16 protein-coding genes are annotated in these 19,693 nt (G+C 70.4%); 10 read left to right on the top strand and 6 right to left on the bottom strand.

Translation table 11 applies throughout. The features are described 5' to 3' along the window. Positions 1 to 948, top strand: coding sequence for a hypothetical protein (locus Q3W71_RS23890; RefSeq protein ID WP_302921661.1), 948 nt, complete (start codon positions 1 to 3; stop codon positions 946 to 948). On the opposite strand, the gene Q3W71_RS23895 is transcribed toward Q3W71_RS23890, so the two are convergent. Continuing rightward, a complete protein-coding gene (locus tag Q3W71_RS23895; protein ID WP_302921662.1) occupies positions 882 to 1,106 on the bottom strand; it encodes a hypothetical protein in 225 nt (74 codons plus the stop codon). The genes Q3W71_RS23890 and Q3W71_RS23895 overlap by 67 nt on opposite strands. 256 nt (positions 1,107 to 1,362) lie before the next feature. Between Q3W71_RS23895 and Q3W71_RS23900 the strand changes: the two genes are divergently transcribed. From Q3W71_RS23900 to Q3W71_RS23920, 5 genes are all read left to right on the top strand, one after another. Beyond that, positions 1,363 to 1,581, top strand: coding sequence for a winged helix-turn-helix domain-containing protein (locus Q3W71_RS23900; RefSeq protein ID WP_302921664.1), 219 nt, complete (start codon positions 1,363 to 1,365; stop codon positions 1,579 to 1,581). A 95-nt stretch (positions 1,582 to 1,676) separates the two neighbouring features. Continuing rightward, positions 1,677 to 5,201: a type I restriction-modification enzyme R subunit C-terminal domain-containing protein gene (locus Q3W71_RS23905; protein WP_302921665.1), complete on the top strand. Its 3,525-nt coding sequence runs from the start codon at positions 1,677 to 1,679 to the stop codon at positions 5,199 to 5,201. Continuing rightward, the gene (locus Q3W71_RS23910; protein WP_302921666.1) at positions 5,198 to 6,538 is read left to right on the top strand and encodes a restriction endonuclease subunit S; all 1,341 of its coding nucleotides are present in this window, start codon (positions 5,198 to 5,200) and stop codon (positions 6,536 to 6,538) included. Before Q3W71_RS23905 ends, Q3W71_RS23910 begins: the two co-directional genes overlap by 4 nt. Before the next feature lie 50 nt (positions 6,539 to 6,588). Next, complete coding sequence (locus Q3W71_RS23915; RefSeq protein ID WP_302921668.1) at positions 6,589 to 8,094, top strand: class I SAM-dependent DNA methyltransferase; 1,506 nt, start codon at positions 6,589 to 6,591, stop codon at positions 8,092 to 8,094. 11 nt (positions 8,095 to 8,105) lie between these two features. Further along, positions 8,106 to 10,190 carry an AIPR family protein gene (locus tag Q3W71_RS23920; protein ID WP_302921669.1) on the top strand — a complete coding sequence of 695 codons (2,085 nt, stop codon included), beginning with the start codon at positions 8,106 to 8,108 and terminating at the stop codon, positions 10,188 to 10,190. Positions 10,191 to 10,202: 12 nt separating this feature from the next. On the opposite strand, the gene Q3W71_RS23925 is transcribed toward Q3W71_RS23920, so the two are convergent. The 3 genes from Q3W71_RS23925 to Q3W71_RS23935 form a co-directional block, all read right to left on the bottom strand. Further along, a complete protein-coding gene (locus tag Q3W71_RS23925; protein ID WP_302921670.1) occupies positions 10,203 to 10,631 on the bottom strand; it encodes a nitroreductase family deazaflavin-dependent oxidoreductase in 429 nt (142 codons plus the stop codon). Between the two features lie 18 nt (positions 10,632 to 10,649). Further along, positions 10,650 to 11,138, bottom strand: coding sequence for an isochorismatase family protein (locus Q3W71_RS23930; RefSeq protein WP_302921672.1), 489 nt, complete (start codon positions 11,136 to 11,138; stop codon positions 10,650 to 10,652). Positions 11,139 to 11,233: 95 nt separating this feature from the next. Continuing rightward, positions 11,234 to 12,694 (bottom strand): MFS transporter, encoded by a 1,461-nt coding sequence (locus Q3W71_RS23935; RefSeq protein WP_302921674.1) that lies wholly within the window; start codon positions 12,692 to 12,694, stop codon positions 11,234 to 11,236. Between the two features lie 213 nt (positions 12,695 to 12,907). Between Q3W71_RS23935 and Q3W71_RS23940 the strand changes: the two genes are divergently transcribed. Then, positions 12,908 to 13,483, top strand: coding sequence for a TetR/AcrR family transcriptional regulator (locus Q3W71_RS23940; RefSeq protein WP_302921675.1), 576 nt, complete (start codon positions 12,908 to 12,910; stop codon positions 13,481 to 13,483). Positions 13,484 to 13,492: 9 nt separating this feature from the next. On the opposite strand, the gene Q3W71_RS23945 is transcribed toward Q3W71_RS23940, so the two are convergent. Further along, positions 13,493 to 14,845 carry a pentapeptide repeat-containing protein gene (locus Q3W71_RS23945; protein WP_302921676.1) on the bottom strand — a complete coding sequence of 451 codons (1,353 nt, stop codon included), beginning with the start codon at positions 14,843 to 14,845 and terminating at the stop codon, positions 13,493 to 13,495. A gap of 280 nt (positions 14,846 to 15,125) precedes the next feature. On the opposite strand from Q3W71_RS23945, the gene Q3W71_RS23950 reads away from it, so the two are divergent. The 3 genes from Q3W71_RS23950 (at position 15,126) to Q3W71_RS23960 (ending at position 18,690) form a co-directional block, all read left to right on the top strand. Next, positions 15,126 to 15,914, top strand: a complete 789-nt coding sequence (locus tag Q3W71_RS23950) for a triacylglycerol lipase (RefSeq protein ID WP_302921677.1) — start codon at positions 15,126 to 15,128, stop codon at positions 15,912 to 15,914. 197 nt (positions 15,915 to 16,111) lie between these two features. After that, positions 16,112 to 18,274 (top strand): M48 family metalloprotease, encoded by a 2,163-nt coding sequence (locus Q3W71_RS23955; RefSeq protein WP_302921678.1) that lies wholly within the window; start codon positions 16,112 to 16,114, stop codon positions 18,272 to 18,274. Between the two features lie 14 nt (positions 18,275 to 18,288). Continuing rightward, positions 18,289 to 18,690 carry a hypothetical protein gene (locus Q3W71_RS23960; protein WP_302921679.1) on the top strand — a complete coding sequence of 134 codons (402 nt, stop codon included), beginning with the start codon at positions 18,289 to 18,291 and terminating at the stop codon, positions 18,688 to 18,690. A gap of 53 nt (positions 18,691 to 18,743) precedes the next feature. Here the strand turns inward: Q3W71_RS23960 and Q3W71_RS23965 are convergent, their stop codons facing one another. Continuing rightward, positions 18,744 to 19,616 carry an aldo/keto reductase gene (locus Q3W71_RS23965; RefSeq protein ID WP_302921680.1) on the bottom strand — a complete coding sequence of 291 codons (873 nt, stop codon included), beginning with the start codon at positions 19,614 to 19,616 and terminating at the stop codon, positions 18,744 to 18,746. Positions 19,617 to 19,693: the final 77 nt, after the last annotated feature.

A 19,693-nucleotide genomic window follows, 5' to 3' on the forward strand; every position in this document is an offset into this window, starting at 1 on the left:
ATGTCCTTCGCCGAGTACGCGGCGCTGGCCCGGCAACTGGCCGAGCGGCGGCCGGCGGGTGGCGCGGGTCGCCGCCGCAACCTGCACGCCGCGGCGGACCACCTGGAACGCCGGCTCACCGCCCAGGGCGAGCGCCTCGACCAGCTCGGCCGCGCCATCGGGCAACCGCCCGCCACCCCACCGCCGACCACCGGCTCCGCACCGCCGGCCGACCCGGCCGACGGCTCCGCCCTGCCGGCCGGCCCGGCCAACGGCTGTGCCGCGCTCTCCGACGCGACCACCGGCTCCGGATCGCCGGCCGACCCGGCCACCGGCTCTGCCCAGCCGGCCGACCCGGCCAACGGCTGTGCCGCGCTCTCCGACACCCCCACCGGCTCCGCATCGCCGGCCGAGCCGGCCGCCGCTTCGCCGGCACCGGTTCTCGTGCAGGTCGCCGACTCCGCCGTCCCGCCCGCGCCGGCCCGTTCGCCGGACACCGCCGGCCCGGCCTCCGGGGCGGGGAAGGCCGGCGGCGCAGCCGACGGGCCGGGGCGGCCGGGCGTCGGGGCGTACGCCCGGGTGGGGGAGACCCCGGCGGAGGCCGACCCGGCGGTCGAGCTGGAGCTGGCCCGGCGCTGCGCCGACGAGGCCGACCGGTACGGCCAGCAGGCCGAGCTGCTGGCCCGGCGGCCGGCGCTGCTGCCGGCCTGGTCGCCGGTCGCCCGGGCGGCGGTGGTGCACCTGGTCGCGGCCGGCATCGCGGCGCTGGTGCTGGTCGCCGTGGTGCTGGTCGCCGGGGTGGCGCCGCGCGACGCCGGGTGGCTTGTCGCCGGGGCGCCGGTCGTGGGGTGGCTGGTGCTGCGGCGGTGGGGGAGGCCGGCGGTGACCGGGCCGGACGACCGTCAGCGGGCGGTGCTGACCCGGGCGGTCTTGACCAGCCGGGCGAAGCGCACGTCGGGACACGGGTAGTCCTCGCCGCAGCCGCAGAGCCAGCGGGTCACCACCCGGGGCGGATGGCAGACGAGGATGTCGTCGGCGTCGGCGATGTCCTCATCGGACGCGAGGGCGGTGGTGGCGTCGTCGGCTGGCGGTGGGGAAGCGCGGTCGTGGTGGGGGAGGTCGTCCACGGTTGGGCTCCTGCGAGGTCTCCGTGCTGCTGACGTCGGTCGGCGTGGCCGAGTGGGCCACGGCACGCCCGGCCGGCCGTTCGGGGGTCGACCGACCGGGCGCTCTGCGCGGTGGGGAAGAACCAACTCCAAGGGTGCTGACCAGGGAGCCGGTCAGTTCGGAGCTTAGGATAACAAGCTATCGGAGGTCAAGGTATTACTTGCGATAACAAGATGAGGAGTGGTCAAATGGCGGTGCTGACCAGGGAGTACCGCCATGCCGCCAAGCCCCAAGTGGGTTGAGCTTGCTGAGCACATCCGCAAGCAGATCGCCTCGGGTGAGTTGTCGCCCGGGGAGAAGTTGCCGTCAACCTCGCAGCTCTGCCAAATCCACAGCGTCTCCGCGATCGTGGTGCGCAACGCGATGCTGACCCTCAAAGCCGAGGGCCTGGTGGTGGGCGTGCCCGGTGTCGGCGTCTTCGTCGCCGAGCGCTGAAGGGCCCGGCCCATCCTTTTGCACGCGGACGTGTCGGATACCTGATACCGGCCAGGTGAAGGGCTGTGCGTCCGGTGACTGCGCCGTATCCTGACGTGTTCATCGCGGGCTATGGGCGTGGAGAGTTCGTGGATCCTCGACAGATAGGGCGGTTGGCGGAGCGATCCGCCAACTTCGGCTTTCTCAAAGATCACCCGCTGCTGGTCTTCTACGGTGCGGGAGCGGAGGCGCTCGTCTACGTCGACGCCCAGGCTGCGATGTTCAAGACACGGAGCTTCGGCGAGGTGCTCGCGCAGGATCTCGTACGCCGCACGAACGCCAGGCCGGTCAGTGAAAAGTTTGTACACCAGGTGCGGGCGCTCAACGCTGACGGCACCCTCGTTCCGCACATTTACGCCGCGTTCGAGCGCCTACGGAGCGTCGGCAATCAGGCGGTCCATGACCACCTCGACGAGCTCCGCACCGCGCTGGAGCTGCTCCGGACATGCTTTGAGCTGGGGCTGTGGTTCCATCGCGCGCTGACCGGGGATCGCTCGCCCATCGGTTTTGTGCCCCCGACGCCGCCGCCCGAGCAGGTGTCCGCGACCGTCGTCGAAGGGCTCCAGGCCGAGATCACCCGCTACAAGCGGCAATTGGCTGACACCAAGCTGCTGTTGGAGGGGAAGCCTTCCCTTGCCCAGGCGCGCGACGAGGCGGCCTTGGCGGCCGAGCGGACCATCCTCGCCGCCGACGCCCGGCGTGGCGAGGCGGCGACCCTGGTGGTAGCACTGACGCCCGCGGCCCAGGCGGCCCAACAGGAGTTCGAGAGCGCCAAGGCGCCGAAGGTTTCGGCGGCGAAGCGGGAGGACTTCATCGCCCGCGCCCGGCGGGCGTCCCGGGAGCCGCTGAACGAGGTACAGACCCGGGTCGAGATCGACCGGCAGCTCACCGCCGCCGGCTGGCTGATCCAGGATGAGAGCCAGATCAACCTGTACGCGGGCACGGGCGTTGCGGTCCGCGAGGTGACCCTGGCGACCGGCCGCGCTGATTACCTGCTCTACGTCGAGCAGCGGCTGGTTGGTGTGATCGAGGCCAAGCGGGAGGGCACCGCGCCGCGCGGGGTGGAAGCACAGCTCGACCGCTACCTCACGGGCCTGACCGCCGAGCAGAAGCTTGCCGCGTGGCGGCGGGACGCCCCGCTGCCCTTCGGTTACGTCGCCACCGGGACCGAGACTGCCTTCGTCAACCGGCTCGACCCGTTCCCGCGTACCCGTGAGATTTTTGCCTTTCACCGGCCGGAGACGCTCGCTCGCTGGATGCGGGAGGCGGACGACGACCCGGCGGCGCCGACGCTGCGACACCGGCTGCGGCGGATGCCGGCGTTGGACCGGCTGGGTCTGCGCCCCGCCCAGATCGACGCGATCGAGGGCCTGGAGCGGTCGCTGGCTGAGGACCGGCCCCGCTCGCTGATCCAGATGGCGACCGGCGCGGGCAAGACCTACACGGCGGTGACGGCCAGCTACCGTCAGCTCAAGCACGCGCGGGCGCGCCGAATCCTGTTCCTGGTCGACCGCAACAATCTTGGCAAGCAGACCCTCCGCGAGTACGCGGCCTACCAGACACCCGACGACGGGCGGAAGTTCACCGAGCTGTACCCGGTCGACCGGCTCTCCGGCGCGCGGATGCTCAACTCGTCGGTGGTGGTCATTTCGACCATCCAGCGGCTGTACGCGGCGTTGCGTGGCGCCGACCTGCCCGATGTCGACCTGGACGACCGAGCCTACGACAGCTACGAGCTGGATGCACCGGCCGAGGTCAGCTACAACCCGCACATCCCGCCGGAGACCTTTGACCTGATCGTGGTGGACGAGTGCCACCGCTCGATCTACGGCAAGTGGCGGGCCGTCATCGAGTACTTCGACGCGTTCGTGGTCGGCCTGACCGCCACCCCGGTCAAGCAGACGATGGGCTTTTTCCAGCAAAATCTCGTCTCTGAGTACACCTACGAGCAGGCGGTCGCCGACGGAGTCAACGTCGGGTTCGACGTGTACCGGATCAAGACGCAGATCACCGAGGCCGGGGAGAAAATCGAGGCCGGCACCGTCGTGCCGCTGCGCGACCGCCGCACTCGCGCCGAGCGCTACCAGGAGCTGGAGGACGATTTCACGTACGCCGGCAGCCAGGTCGGCCGGTCCGTCATCTCGAAGGGCCAACTCAAGCTGGTGCTGAAGACCTTCCGCGACCGGTTGTTCAGCGAGATCTTCCCAGGCCGGTCGACCGTGCCCAAAACGCTGATCTTCGCCTGCGACGACAACCACGCCGAGGAGATCCTCACGATGGTGCGGCTCGTCTTCGGCCGAGGCAATGAGTTTGCCGCGAAGATCACGTACGCCTCGCGCCGCGACGGCGACAACCCCGACACGTTGCTCCAGGCATTCCGTAACAGCCCGGAGCTGCGCATCGCGGTGACCGTCGACATGATCGCCACCGGCACTGATGTCCGGCCGCTGGAGTGCGTCTTCTTCCTCCGGCCAGTGCGTAGCGCCACCTACTTCGAGCAGATGAAAGGCCGCGGCGCCCGCACCATAGACATAGCCGAGTTCCAGGCCGTCACGCCCGACGCCGAGGTGAAGGACCGGTTCGTCATCGTCGACGCTGTTGGCGTCACCGAGGCCGACCTGGACGAGGCGGTGCCGCTGCAACGCCACACCGAGCGGCAGATTTCGCTGCGCGACCTGCTGCGCAAGGCCGGCACGCTGACCGCGAGCGCGGACGAAGTCGCCACCCTGGCGTCCCGGCTGTCCCGGCTCAACCAGCAGCTCACCGACGCAGAGCGGCAGGAACTTGCCGACTTGGCTGAGCAGCCGCTCACCGGCATCGTGCGGGGGATGGTGGAGGCGGTCGCTCCGGAGCAGCTCAGCCCGGCGAAGGAGGCTGGAACGGAGGCGGTACGTGACCTCCTGGCCGGGGCGCTGCGCCCGCTGGCGGCCAACCCGGCGCTGCGTGAGCGGATCCTGGAGATCCGACGGGCGCACGACATCACCATCGACGAGGTGAACGCGGACACCCTCCTCTCGGCGGCCGGAGTGCCGGCTGAGGAACGCGCCCAGGTCATCGTGAAGAGCTGGCATGACTACCTGGAACAGCACCGCGACGAGATCACCGCATTGCAGGTGTTCTACGAGGGCCGCGGTCGGATCGGCTACGAGCAGCTCAAGGAGCTGGCCGCGCGGATCGCCCGGCCGCCGCAGGCGTGGACGCCGGAGTCGCTATGGAAGGCCTATGTGCTGCTCGGCCGGACCGCCGAGGAGCCGGGCAGCCGAGGCGTAACCGATCTTGTCAGCCTCGTGCGGTATGAGTTGGGCCTCGACCAGGAACTGCGCCCGTACCGCAGCCTGGTCGAGGAGCGCTTCCGTGGGTGGCTGCTCCGGCAGGAGCAGGCGGGAGCTACGTTCACTGCCGACCAGGTGTGGTGGCTGGAGAGGATCAAGGACGTGATAGCGGTCAGCGTGGAGGTCACCCCCGACGACCTGGACGGCGCGCCGTTCACCGAACGCGGCGGCATCGACGGCTACGCCGGCACCTTCGGCGACCGGGCTGCACCTCTTCTCGAAGAACTCAACCAGGAGTTGTCCGCGTGACCGACCTACCACAGGGCTGGACCTCCACCACCCTCGGAGAGCTTGGCCGATATATAAATGGCCGCGGCTTTAAGAAGAGTGAGTGGGCCGAGAAAGGCCGTCCAATCATTAGGATTCAGAACCTCACCAAGCCGGAGTCAAGCCACAATTACTACTCGGGGCCGATCGAGGATCGGTATATTGTTAAAGACGGCGATTTGCTCGTCTCTTGGGCAGCCACTCTCGGTGCCTTTCTGTGGAGGGGGCCGGAGGCGGTGTTAAATCAACATATCTTTCGGGTTGAGTCATTCATTGAAAAGAAATTCCACTACTATCTGATCGAATCGCTGCTTGCTGACCTCATGCGCGTAACGCACGGGTCCGGCATTGTGCACGTCACGCGGGGAAAGTTTGACAACCTTGAGGTCAAGTTGCCACCCCTTGCCGAGCAGCGCCGCATCGTCGACGTACTCGATGGCGAAGTCGCTCGACTGGACCGTGGGCGGCAACTCCTAGGTCAGGCGGAAGCGCGTCTCGAGCGCTTTCGCAGTCTTATGACGGAACGACTGTTCGGCTCGAAGCAGGCCGAACAGCGCAGGCTCGCTAGCTTGTTGGCCGAAAAAATGATTAACGGCCGGTCCGTTCCTACGCTCGCTGGAGGGTTTCCGGTCCTGCGTTTAACCGCACTGCAAGCAGGGCGCATCAATCTTGCCGAACGGAAGGAAGGAGACTGGGGTGTGGACGACGCGCAGCCTTATCTCGTGCGGCGAGGCGACTTCCTTGTTAGTCGCGGGAACGGTTCCCTTCGTCTCGTTGGCCTTGGTGGCTTGGTGGAGGATGAGCCTGATGCAGTCGCTTTTCCCGACACCTTGATCCGAGTTCGTGTAGACCCATCCGTGGTTCGGCCGCGGTATCTCGCGCTGACTTGGAACTCCCCCCAGGTGCGGCGGCAGATCGAAGGCGCTGCCCGGACAACCGCAGGGATCTACAAGATCAACCAGGCGGTATTGGGTGATGTCCTGCTTCCGGTTCCTGACCCGATCGACCAGGATCGCATCATTAATGAGTGGCAGACGGTTGTGGGTGAGGTTGAACGCTTGCGAGGCGTCCTTAGAAGTTCCGTTCGTCGTGCATGGAAGCTTCGCTCCTCACTTCTTGCGGAGGCGTTTGCTGGGCGGCTTGTTCCACAGGATCCGAGCGACGAGCCGGCGTCGGAATTGCTCGCCCGTATCCGAGCCGAGCGGGAGGCCGCGTTGCAAAAACAGAAGACGCCCTATCGGCGTACCCGAAAAGAGCTCCTGGCTCCGCCGATCAGGGTGACCGGCGGTGGCTACCAACAGGAGGCTCTGCCACTGTGAGTACCAGGAGTGAGCGAAGCGGGCCTGCAGTTGCGAACAGGGGTGAGCCAGTGAGCAGTCCGGATTCGCGCCGGCTGGTGCAGAAGCTGTGGAACTACTGTGATGTGCTGCGCGACGATGGCGTCTCGACCATCGACTACGTGGAGCAGCTCACGTTCTTGCTGTTCCTCAAGATGGCCGACGAGCGGGCCCGGCGTCCGCTGAGGCCGGAGCAGATCGTGCCGGACGAGTTGAGTTGGCAGACGCTGCTCGACGCCGAAGGCGACGCGTTGGAGGTGCAGTACCGCCACATCCTCACCGGGCTAGCCCGCGAGGAGGGCACCCTCGGCACCATCTTCCGCAAGGCGCAGAACAAGATCCAGGATCCGGCAAAGCTCAAGCGGCTCATCGTCGACCTGATCGACAAGGAGGAGTGGTCGAGCACCGGGGTCGACGTCAAGGGCGATGCCTACGAGGAGCTGCTCGCCAAGGGCGCTGAGGACACTAAGTCCGGTGCCGGGCAGTACTTCACGCCCCGCGCGCTGACCGTTGCGATGGTCGACTGTATGTTGCCGACGCCGGACGACACGATCACCGACCCGGCCTGCGGCACCGGCGGCTTCCTGCTCGCCGCGTTCGACCACATCCAGCGTCACCACGGCAGCTCGCTCACTCCCGACCAGCGGCGCCGGCTGGCCAACGGCGCGATCACCGGCACCGAGCTGGTCGACGGCACCGCTCGGCTTGCGGCGATGAACATGCTGCTGCACGGCATCGGCATCCCCAACGGCCCCTCGCTCATCAGCGTGAGGGACTCGCTGAGCCGCGAGCCTGACCGGCGGGTCAGCTTGGTGCTCGCCAACCCGCCGTTCGGCCGCAGCTCCTCGATTCGGATGATCGGCGAGGACGGCCGGTCCACGCGCGAGGAGCGGGAGATTGAGCGGGCGGACTTCTGGGCCACCACCGCCAACAAGCAGCTCAACTTTGTCCAGCACATCGCGTCGCAATTGGAGATCGACGGTCGGGCAGCTGTCGTCCTGCCGGACAACGTGCTTTTCGAGGGTGGCGCGGGGGAGACCATCCGCCGCCGGCTGCTCAAGCAGTACGACCTGCACACCCTGCTGCGACTGCCCACCGGCATTTTCTACGCCGGCGGGGTGAAGGCCAACGTGCTGTTCTTCGAGCGCAAGCGAGCCCGCGAGGAGCCGTGGACCCAAAAACTCTGGGTGTACGACTTCCGGACCAACCAGCACTTCACCTTGAAGCAGAACCCGCTGCGCCGAGAGCACCTCCAGGACTTCGTGGATTGCTACCTGCCGGGTAAGGATCGCTCGCAACGAGTGGAGACCGAGCGGTTCCGGGCCTTCACCTACGAGGAGTTGATCGCCCGGGACAAGGTCAACCTCGACATCACGTGGCTGAAGGATGCCTCGCTGGAGGACGCAGACGCGTTGCTGCCGCCGGAGGTCATCGCACAAGAAATCGTGGAAGACCTTCAATCGGCGCTACGTGAGTTCGCTGCCATCGCAGACGCCCTGAGCGCTGTAAGCAGCCACCGGGACACGGGTCCGGCATAGGAGAGTCGCAGATGAACCCCCTCCAGGTGCGTCATGTACGCGAGGCGCTGGTACGTCAGTTCGACGGCCAAATCGACCTGAGTGACCTAGATGACAAGGCGCCAGCTAGGCACCGTGAGCAGGCATTTCTCTCTCGCGCCTTGGCGGCGATGGCGGTCCAGCACCTTGCCGGCGTCGGGCCGACAGAGGCGGCAGCCGCCGTCATCGACGGCTTCGACGACTGGGGGATCGACGCCGTCGCGGTCAGTGACGAGGTGCCGCACGTCTGGCTCGTGCAGGCCAAATGGAGCGATAGCGGTAACGCATCCTTGGACCAAGCCAGCGCATTGAAGTTCAAACAAGGGTTCGACCTGCTTCTGCGAGAAGAGTATGCGCTCTTCAACAAGCGGTTCCAGGCGTTGGCGGATAGGGTAGATAGGGCCTTCAGTGAGGGCGACATCAAGATCACCCTTGTCGTCGCGTTGCTCGGCCGCCCCGTGCTTGCTGAGGCGGTCAACTTCGTCGTCGAGCAGGCCCGCAAGGAAACGGAGCCGATGACCGACGTCAAGGTCATGGGGTTGAGTGACTTCCACGAGTTGGTCCGAGCGGGCGTCGGCGAGCCCAAGATCTCCCTCGCTGCCCGACTCGATGGTTTCGCTTCAGTGCCGGAACCCTTCAAGGCCTACTACGGGACGATGTACGCGGGTGAGGTCGCAGCGTGGTATGAGGAGCACGGTGATCGATTGTTTGCCAAAAACATTCGCACTTCTCTCGGATTGACTAGCGTCAATCGCAGCATCACGGAGACACTGGTCAAGCGTCCGGATTACTTCTGGTACTTCAACAATGGCATCACCGTGCTGTGTGACAGTGTCCGGCGCACCGCGAAGTTCGCGAACTCTGCGGGCGGCCCAGGAGACTTCGTGCTGAGCGGTGTCAGCGTCGTCAACGGCGCGCAAACCGTTGCCGCCATTCACGACGCAGTGCGGCAGGCACCTGACACTGCGAGCGGGGGACGCGTCTGGGTTCGTCTGATCTCGCTCGAGGGCTGCCCCGAGGGCTTTGCCACCGAGGTGACGCAGGCGACCAACACGCAGAATCAGGTCAAGGCCCGTGACTACGCCGCACTGGACGAGCGGCAGGCGAGGCTGCGCGACGACTTTGCCTTATCCCTGCACAAGACGTACGTGTACAAGCGGGGCGACGTCGATCCGACAGCGGACGCTGGATGTTCCATCGTGGAGGCGGCGACAGCGCTGTCGTGCGCGCACCGCAATCCCGAACTGGCGATGCGGGCCAAGCAGAACCAAGAACTTCTGTGGGAGTTCGGTGCGAATGGTAGCTACCACCTGCTCTTTGGCCCCCAGCCATCTGCATACCGGGTCTGGCGCTCAGTTCTTGTCCTTCGGGCCGTTCTGGCTCACCTCGTTGCGGGCGATGGCGCGAGGGAAGGTCGGGCAGCTCAGGTCGCTGAGCATGGGGATCTGCTGATCGCGCACCTAGTGATGCAGCAAGTCGTGAACGAGCCGTTCGATGACCGGGCTGCTGACTGGGATCGTGTGCTGACGATGGTTCCGGCTTTGACCGACGCCGCGCTCGAGTGGTTGATCTATCATTTCGACGCCGAGTACCCGAGCAGTTCGGCACTCGTGACCTTCAAACATCCACAGAAGTGTCGACAGCTCGTCGAACTGGTCCTTGAGTCAGTGCTGAGTGGGCGGCCGCGTCCTGACCTACCCGCGGAGTACAGCCCAGCGCCGAAGGAGACTGAGCGGAAGGCGGCGGCAGTCGCCGTCATCGTGAACTCCGGGATGGTCGCCGACGGCGCCGCCGTCGAGTTCCGGGCCGTAACCGGACCCGAGCGGAGAGCGCTGTTGCCCTGGATTGCGAGTGATCCACGCCGTGGGCAGGCCACCTGGGTCAACGATCGTCGTCGCCCGCTGCTCTGGGCCGCTGACGGGAAGCAGTACTCGCCTACCGGGTTAACCATGCAGATGCTCAAGATGGCGCCGGGGGAGCCGCCAAAGGCGGTGCAGGGGACCACTCGGTGGTTTGTCCCCGGGCAGGGCTCCCTCGCTGCGATAGCTGACCAGATCCGTGCTGCAGAAGTCGATTAGACGTTTCACGGGTCAGCTCGGTTCGACGACCACCACCGGGATCTCGCGGTCGGTCTGCTGCTGGTAGCCGGCGTACGTGGGGAAGACGCCGGTCATCACCTGCCACAGCCGCTGCCGCTCCGCGCCGGTGGCGGTCCGCGCCCGTGCGACGAACTTCTCCGCGCCGACCTGCACCCGCACCTCCGGGTCGGCGCACAGGTTCAGGTACCAGTTCGGGTGCCGCGTCGCCCCGCCGTTGGAGGCGACCAGCAGGTAGCGGTCGCCGTCGCGGCCGTAGATCAGCGCGGTGCGGCGCAGCGTGCCGGACCGGCGTCCCCGGGTGGTGAGCAGCAGGGTGTCGTAGCCGTGGTACTTCCCGCCGTCCGCGCCGTCGGTCTCCAGGTAGCGGCGCACGTGGCTGGCGACCCACCCGACCGGGCTGTCCTCAATGGTCTCGGCCATCGGACCAGGGTAGCCGGCTTACTGGTAGTCGGCGGTGCTCCGGACGGCACCGAACCGGGGGAAGATCCGGCCGACCGCGAAGTCGTGCTCGTCGGCGGCGAAGCCGGACATCGCGTCGGCGACGAACTCCAGCTCGTAGCCGTGGTCGCTGGCCGCGCGGGCGGTCGACTCGACGCCCATCGTGGTCACCAGGCCGGCGAGCACGACGGTGTCGACCCCGCGCTGGCGCAGCCGCTCGTCCAGGTCGGTGCCGTGGAAGGCGCCGACGGTGCGCTTGACCACCACGATGTCGCCGGGCGCGACCAGGTCCTCGGCGAAGTCACTGCCGGGTGGCTGTTCGGCGACGCCCGGCCGCTCGACCCGGACCTGCACCACCGGCTCGCCCGCGGCCCGGAACGCGGCGGCGAGCCGCCGGCACCGGTCGAGGACCTCGGCGCCGGTGTGCGGAGCCAGGTCCAGGGCGATGATCCGGGGCATCAGGTCGATCAGCACGAGGGCACGGGTCACCTGATGATCATATGTCGTCGGTCTCGGCCCGCTCGCCGCGCCCGGTTGCCGGGACCGGACCCGGGCCACGGGGCAACCGTGGCCCGGGGGTGTGGTCACTGCGACGCCGGGACCGGCACCAGCTCGTCGGCGCCGGCCGGCACGCCCAGGGCCGTCGGCTGCTCGGTCATCCGGCGCCGGCGGCCGGACGGGACGGCCAGGGCCGCGGCCATGGCGGCCAGGGCCAGTGCGGTGAGGACCAGGAAGCCGAGGGTGAACCCGGCCTCCCGGGGCAGGCCGTTGGCCTGCGGGTGGGCGGTGATGATGCCGCTGACCACGGCCGCGCCGATCGCGCCGCCGATGGTACGGATGTTGGCGTTCATCCCGGACGCCACGCCGGTCTGCCCGGCCGGGACGTTCTGCACCACCAGGTTGGCCATCGAGGCGAACGCCAGCCCGACCCCGATCCCGAAGAGGCCGGCGGTGAGGGCGACCTGCCAGCGGGCGTCGTGCGCGACGGTCAGCAGGGCGAGCGCGACGGCGTTGATCGCGGCGCCGCTGACCAGCTGCGCCTTGGCGCTGAACCGGGCCTCCAGCCGGCCGCTGACCACCCCGGCCAGGAACATGGTGACCAGCATCGGCAGCATCAGCAGACCGGCCTCGGTGACGCTGGCGCCGAAGCCGTACCCGGCGACGGTGGGGGTCTGCGCGAACTGCGGCAGGAACGCGAAGAGGGCCATCATCGACCCGCCGTAGAGCAGAGCGGCCAGGTTGGTCGTCCAGACCGCCGGCAGGCGCATCATCCGCATGTCGATCAGCGGGTTCCGGGAGCGCACCTCGGCCACCAGCCAGCCGGCCAGCAACACGGTGGCGAGCGCCAGCAGCCCGAGCACCGGGGCCGAGGTCCAGCCCCAGGTGGTGGCCTTGCTGATCGGCAGCAGCAGCGCCACCAGCCCGGCGGAGAGCAGCACCGCGGCGAGCCGGCTGATCCGGCCCGGGGTGCGGACCGGCGACTCGGGCACGAAGCGGTGCGCGGCCAGCGCGGTCAGGCCGACGACCACCATCGGGATCCAGAACAGCCAGCGGTAGTCGAGCGCGGCCACGATCGGCCCGGCCAGCACCACGCCGACGCCGCTGCCGGCGGCGATGATCGCGGAGATGGCGCCGACGGCCGAGGAGACCCGCGCCGCGGGGAACTCGTCGCGGATGATGCCGAACGAGAGCGGGAAGACCGCGCCGCCGATGCCCTGCACGACCCTGGCGGCGATCAGCACGCCGATGCTGGGCGCGACCGCCGCGAGCAGGCAGCCGACGGCGAGCGCGGCGAGCGAGACGACGAGCATCCGCCCCTTGCCGACCATGTCGCCGACCCGGCCGAGGATCGGCGTGAAGATCGAGGCCGAGAGCAGGTACGCGGTCAGCACCCAGGTGACGGTGTTCTGTGAGGTGTGCAGGTCGTGCTGGATGGTGGGCAGCACCGGGGTGATCAGCGACTGGAGCATCGCGAAGAACCCGGTGCCGGCGGCGAGGACGAGGAAGGTCAGCCGACGCGAGCCGCGTCGGAGTGTCACTGCCACGGTGGGACTCCAGGAGTCGAGGTACCGGAGCCGGGCGACGGCGGTCGGCCGGCGTGGTCGTGTGGTCGGTGGGCCGTCGATCGCGCGCGGGGATCGGGCCGGAGCCGGAGTAAGCTATCCGGAGGCACGGCTCCGGTCAGTTCCGGAGGGGTGCCTCCATTAAACTAGCGGAGGGGCTCCTCCGGATGCAACCGACGAGGGGTGACGTACGCCATGACCAGCGGTGAAGACTTGCCGGCGGTCTTCGCGCGGCGCCCCAAACGGGCCGACGCCCGGCGCAACTACGACGCCCTGGTGGCCGCCGCCCGGGAGTCGTTCGCCGAGGCCGGGGCCGGCGCCTCGCTGGAGGAGGTCGCCCGGCGGGCCAAGGTCGGCATCGGCACCCTCTACCGGCACTTCCCGACCCGGCGCGAACTCTTCGAGGCGGTCTACGTCGACGAGGTCCAGGCGCTGTCCCGCTCCGCGGCCGACCTGGCCGGCCTGCCGCCGTGGGACGCGCTGGTGGCCTGGCTGCACCGGTTCGTCGGCTACGTGGCCACCAAGCGGGCGCTCGCCGAGGAACTGGTGCACGACTCGGAGGTCTTCCGTACCTGCCGGACCGAGATCTACGCGGCCGGCGAGCCGATGCTGCGCCGGGCGCAGGCCGCCGGCGCGGTGCGGTCGGACGTCTCCTTCGACGACGTGCTGCGGCTGATCAGCGGCCTCACCATGGCCCAGTTCACCGCGCCGGAGCAGCGCGACCGGGTGCTCGGCATCGCCCTCGACGGCCTGCGGCGGCCGGCCGGCTGACCCCGCCGCTCAGGGGTCGACCAGCAGCAGCCACTCGTCGTCGAGCCGGCGCACCACGGTCCCCTCGGGCCAGGTGTGCGGCCCGGTGGCGGTCGCCCGGGCCTGGTCGACCAGCGGCCGGCGGGCCAGCGTCGCCGCGTCGAAACTGACCGGGCCGAGGAACCGCGCCCGGCCGAAGTTGGCCGCCCCGGCGAACCGGGCCCCCTCGAACCACGCCTCCGCGCCGAACACCGCCCACCGGAACAGGGCCAGGTCGGCGAAGTGGGCCCGGCGGAACCCGGCGTAGCCGGCGAACTCGGCCCGCTCGACGGAGACGCCGCCGTGGAACACCGCCTCCCGGAAGGTGGCGCTGCCGGTGAACCGGGACCGGTCGAGGGTCACCGGCCGGTGGAACGTCGCGCCGCGGGCCGACACCCGGTGGAACTCGGCCCGGCGGGCCGAGAGCGCGCCGCCGACCGTGGCGCCGGTGAAGCTGGCCGTCCCGGTCACCCGGGCGCCGTCCAGGACGATCTCCGCGTCGCCGGCGAGGTCGTCGCAGACCAGGTCGTCGAAGCTGGCGCCGAGCGCGAGCCGGCCGTGCACGCTCGCGCCGGCGAAGCTGGTGGTGCCGGCGCAGACCGCGCCGGTGAGGTCCGCGTCGACCAGGGTGCAGCCGCTCGCGTCGAAGCCGGCCAGCCGCGCCCCGGTCAGGTCCAGGGTGACGCCGGGCCAGTGCCCCGGGTCGTCCGCCCGCAGGTGCCGGGTGAGCAGTCGCTGCGCGGTGCGCCGCACCTCGTCCTCGCGCGGGTCGTCGGTCGGCGGCGGCATCCGCAGGTACGCGCAGAGCACCGCCGTGATGGTCTGCCGCTGCGCCGGGTTGTCCTGCCCGAGCCGCTCCAGCGCGTACAGGCCGCCGAGGCGGACCGCGGCGGTGTCGCTGCCGAGCAGCTCGACCGCGCGGGTGTAGAGCTCGGTGAGCCGTCGCTCGGCGGCGTCGTGCTCGGCCGCCTCGGCCTGGCGGTCCTGGTGCCGCGCGGCCGCCTCGGCGACCGACTCGGCGTGCGCCTGCACCCGCTCCCGGTGCGCCTGGTCCCGCGCGGCCACCGCCTCCTGGTGGCGCTGCGCGCGTTCGCCGATCCACTGCCGGCGGGCGGCGAGCAGCAGCGCCAGCCCGCCGCCGGTGCCGGCCACCACGGTCAGCCCGGTGCGGATGGCGTCGATCCGCAGGCTGGCCCGGGTGTCCGGCTGGGCGGCCCGGTCGGCCTCGCCGAGCAGCCAGTCCAGCACCAGCCAGCCGAGCAGGGCGGCGAGGAGCAGGCCGACCAGGACCAGCCACCACGGCATCACCCGTAGGCGCTCGTCGCGGGGTGGAGTCTCGGGCACGGCCCACAGCATGCCATCCGGCCCGGCCACCCCGGGTGCCCGTCGCGGCCGACCGCTTGCCGCGGCCCGGCAATCCCTTGCCGGGCACGGGAAAGCCGCCGTCCCTTGTGGAGACTCGCGAGGCGAAATGCCGGTTTGCATGCTTCGCGGAACAACGGGTTACCAGCGCGTAACTTTGCATTGACGTTTCTGGATTGTGACGCGCATCATCGTCGCACGGTCGATCGGAAACCCACCCGTCTCCCCGGTTCGCCGGGTGCCTCCCGCCGGAGGTGCAGCCATGCTGCTCCGAAAGATCGCCACCGCCGCCGCCCTCGCCACCGCCACCGCCCTGCTCGTCCCGGCCACCGCCGCCGTCGCCGCACCGGACCGGGCCGACGCCGCGCCCGCCGCCACCGCCAGCACCGCCGCCGCCAACCCGGTCATCGTCGTCGGCGGGCTCAGCGGCGTCGCCGTCGCCTACGAGCCGCTCGCGGCTCGCCTGCGCGCCGACGGGTACCGCGTCTTCATCTACCAACTGCCCGGCCTCGGGCTCGGCGACATCCCCGCCTCCGCCCGCTCCTTCGCCGGCTACGTGGCCCAGGTCCGCGCGGCCACCGGCGCGGCCCGGGTGGACCTGGTCGGCCACTCCGAGGGCGGGCTCGTCTCCCGCTACTTCCTCAAGCGGCTCGGCGGCACCGGCGTCGTCGGCCGCTACGTCAGCCTCGGCTCACCCCAGTACGGCACCTACGTGGCCAACATCCTGAAGTTCCTCGGCCTCGGCAGTTGCGCCGGCGTGGTCGCCTGCCAGCAGATGTCGATCGGCTCGGCGTTCCTCGCCGACCTCAACGCGGGCGACGACACCCCCGGCACGCTCCGGTACACCACCGTCCGCACGCTCCAGGACGAACTGGTCCGGCCGGTGGACAACGCGCTGCTCAACGACGGGTCGACCAACGTGCTGATCCAGTCGTACTGCCCGCTGCGGGTGGTCGGGCACCTCGGGCTGGTGCTCGACGGCACCACCTACACGGTGGTCCGCGGCGCGCTGACCGACGCCCCGGTGCGACCCAACTGCTACGCGCTCTGACGGCGCCGCCCGCGACGGTTCCGCGCCCGCGCCGATCCCGGTGCGGGCGCGGCGCCCCCGCGGTCGGCACGGGCCGGCGCGGTCGGATGACCGACACCGGGCGGGGCTGACAACGATCGGCCCTGCTCGATAACCTGCGTCGCTGTCCACACACGACTCACCGGGTGCACGACGGCACCCGCCGAGGAGCCGCGACCATGACCGATTCTCCGGTGGTACGCGCCGCCGAGCCGCCCACCGAACCGCCGCCGTCCGGCCGGGACATCGCCCACCGCCCGCCCGGCTACCCGAGCGCGCTGGTCTGGTTGCGCGCCGGGATCCTGCGCGACTGGCGGGGCGTGCTGGGCGCCTTCGTCGCCACCTGGTTCTACCTGCCGCTGGCCCTGCTCGCCGCGGTCTGGGGCGGCATCTCCTTCGCCGTCACCGGCCTCTTCGCCGGCGCGCTCGGCGTCGCCGACCAGCTCCCCGCCGAGGTGCGGGACACCCCGGTGGTCGGCCCGCTGGTCGACGCGTTCCTCAGCCGCTCGGGCGGGGTGCTCGGCGGCTTCCTCGGGTTCGCCGTCGGCTTCCTGGCCGGTTTCCTCCTGGTGCTGCTGCTGCCCTGGCACGCCGCGCTCGACGAGCCGGTCGCGCTGCTGACCGGCCTGCTCGGCATGGTGGCCGCCGCCGCCCTGATCGGCCTGCTCTACACCCTCTACCGGGTGCTGCTGGAACCCCGCCTGCTGGTGGTCTCCGGAGCCCGCGAGCCGAGCCGGCGGGAGGAGGCCCGGCTGCGCCCCGTGCTGGAGCAGTGCGCCCACCGGCTCGGCCTGCCCACCGTGCCGCGGCTGCTGATGGAGGACGACCCCGTCCTGGCCAACGCCCGGACGTACGCCCGGCACATCGTGGTGACCACCAGCGTGCTGACCGAGCCGGACGAGGAGGTCGCCGCGCTGCTCAGCCACGAACTGGTGCACTGGCGGGCCGGAGACGAGGTGACCAGCGCCTTCGTCCGGGGCGTCGCGCTGCCGCTGACCCTGGTGCACGCGGTCCCGGCGTGGCTGATGCGGACCTTCCCGCATCCGGCCACCAACTTCGTGGTGTTCCTGTTCTTCTGGCCGGTCCTGCTGACCATGAAGTACGTGGTGCTGCCGCTGCACGCCCGCGACGTCCGGGCGGCCGAGTACCGGGCGGACCTGGGCGCGGTGCTCACCGGCCACGTCGACGGGCTGCGCGCCATCCTGGAGCGGCGCCGGTCGTTCGAGACCGGGCGCAGCGGCTGGGACGAGGCGGTCTGCGCCACCCACCCGCCGCACGAGTTGCGACTGGACCGGCTCGACCGCGCGTCCGCCCCGGCGACCGTCGACGCCCCGGTCACCCCGGAGCTGATCTTCGGCAAGTCCGGGCCGATCGGCACCCCGAAGGGCTGGCTGGTCGCCGGCGCGGCGGCGCTGGCCCTGTGCGTGGGCATCGCCGGGCTGGGCGTGGTGCAGTGGGCCTTCTTCCGGCCCCAGGCGGCGGTGGACGGATACTTCTCCGCCCTCGCGGACCGGGACGTCGACGCGGCGCTCGACTGGCTGACCCCGGAGGAGCGCACCACCGTGGCCGACCGGAAACTGCTCGCCGACGTGCTCCGCGCCGACGGCTACCAGCCGCCGACCGACGTCGAGATCACCGGGCTGGAACGGGACGAGGACCGCGCCACCGCCACCGTCTCCTACCGGCTCGGCGGCGAGCGGCGTACCGGCACCCTCGCCCTGCGACGCGAGACGTCGGCCACCGCCGGCCTGTTCCACGGCTGGCGGGTCCTGGACGGCCTGACCCCGCTCGACGTGCCGCCCGGCCGCACCGGCCTGGCGCTCAACGGGGTGCCGATCCCGGCCACCGGCGAGGGCGGCGGGGTCCTGGCGCTGCCGGCCGGCGGTTATACGGCGACCGGCCCGGGCAGCGCGCTCAGCGAGGTGCCCCCGGAGCCGGTGCAGGTGGGCCCGGGGCAGCCGCAGGCCGTCCCGCTCGGCCTGAACCCGGTGGTCAAGCCGGCGGCCACCACCGCCGCCGAGGAGCGCGTCCGGGCCTACCTGGACGAGTGCGCCAAGAAGGCCGTCGCGGCTCCGGAGGGCTGCCCGTTCCGCTACTACGGCGACGGGGTACGGAAGATCACCTGGCAGGTGCTCGACTACCCTCGCATCAGCGTGGAGCTGACCGGCCCGGACACGGCCCGGGTCACCACCCCGTACGAGGGCCGGGGCCGGATCCGCGCCACCGGCACCTCGACCGGCTACTTCGGTGGCACGACCCCCTTCACCGACGAGCAGGAACTGGTGGTGGACGGGGTCCTCACCGCCACCGGTGACAGCCTCACCTTCCAGACCGGCGACTGATCGGGAGACCCGACGTGACCGACGTGGACAACGCGACGCGGCAGCCGGTGCGGCTGACCATCGTTCCCCGGCACCGGCAGCCGCCCCAGGTCGCCCTGCTGGACTGGATCCACCGGCGGCCGGAGTACCGGCCGGCGGTCCGCCCGGCCGGCGGAGCGGGCGGCGGCCGGCCCGGGTTCAGCGACGCGGTCATCATCGCGGTGCTGGCGCAGGGGCTGCTGCCGGGGCTGTTCAACCTGTTGCAGACCTGGGTCGACCAGCAGCGCACCGAGGCGAGCATCCGGATCCAGTCCGGCGAGACCGAGGTGGAGTTGCAGGTCAACGGCCGGACCGACTCGGCCCGCCTGCTGGCCCAGGCGACCGAGGCGCTGCGCGCGGCCCGCGAACCGGGCGAGCTGCCCGACACCCCGGCCTGACCCGCCCGGGGGTGTCCGGCGGCGCGGCCGGGCACCCTCGGGGCGGGCCGTGCTCAAGCGGCCCGGGACAGCGCGGCGAACTCGTCGTCGGTCAGCGTCACCCCGGCCGCTGCCACGTTCTCCTCCAGGTGCGCCACCGACGACGTACCCGGGATGGGGAGCATTACCGGCGACCGGCGCAACAGCCAGGCGAGCGCCAGTTGGGCGGGCGTCGCGCCGTGCTCGGCGGCGATCGCGTCCAGCGGACCGCCCGGCCGGGCCAGGTTGCCGGTGGCGATCGGGTACCAGGGGATGAAGGCCAGGTCGTTGCGCTCGCAGTGGTCGAGCACCGGCTCCGCGCCGCGGTCGGCGAGGTTGTAGAGGTTCTGCACCGAGGCGATCGGGGCGATCGTCCGGGCCGCCTCGATCTGCTCGACCGTCACCTCGGAGAGCCCGATGTGCCGGATCTTGCCCTCCTCCCGCAACAGCGCCAGTTCGCCGAGCTGGTCCTCCAGCGGCACCTTCGGGTCGATCCGGTGCAGCTGGTGCAGCGGGATGCAGTCCAGGCCGAGGTGACGCAGGCTCAGCTCGGTCTGCTGGCGCAGGTACTCCGGCCGCCCGACCGGTCGCCAGTCGCCGGGCCCGGCGCGGGTGAACCCGGCCTTGGTCGCGATCACCAGATCGTCCGGGTACGGGTGCAGCGCCTGGCGGATCAGCAGCTCGCTGACGAACGGCCCGTACGAGTCGGCGGTGTCGATGAAGGTGACGCCCAGCTCGACCGCGCGGCGCAGCACCCGCACCGCCTCGGCCGGGTCCTTCGGGTCACCCCACACGCCGGGGCCGGTGAGCTGCATCGCGCCGTAGCCGAGCCGGTCGACCTGGAGGTCGCCGCCGATCCGGTAGGTGCCGGACGCCTTCGCGGGCGGCCGGCCGCCGTCGCCTGCCATAGTCGTGGTCCTCTCGTCGCCTGCGGCCAATCTAGCCACCGCCGCCGGGCGCGATGTCGGCTTTGCGCTCGCGGGCC

This window comes from Micromonospora sp. C28SCA-DRY-2, from assembly GCF_030519475.1.
GTDB lineage: Bacteria > Actinomycetota > Actinomycetes > Mycobacteriales > Micromonosporaceae > Micromonospora.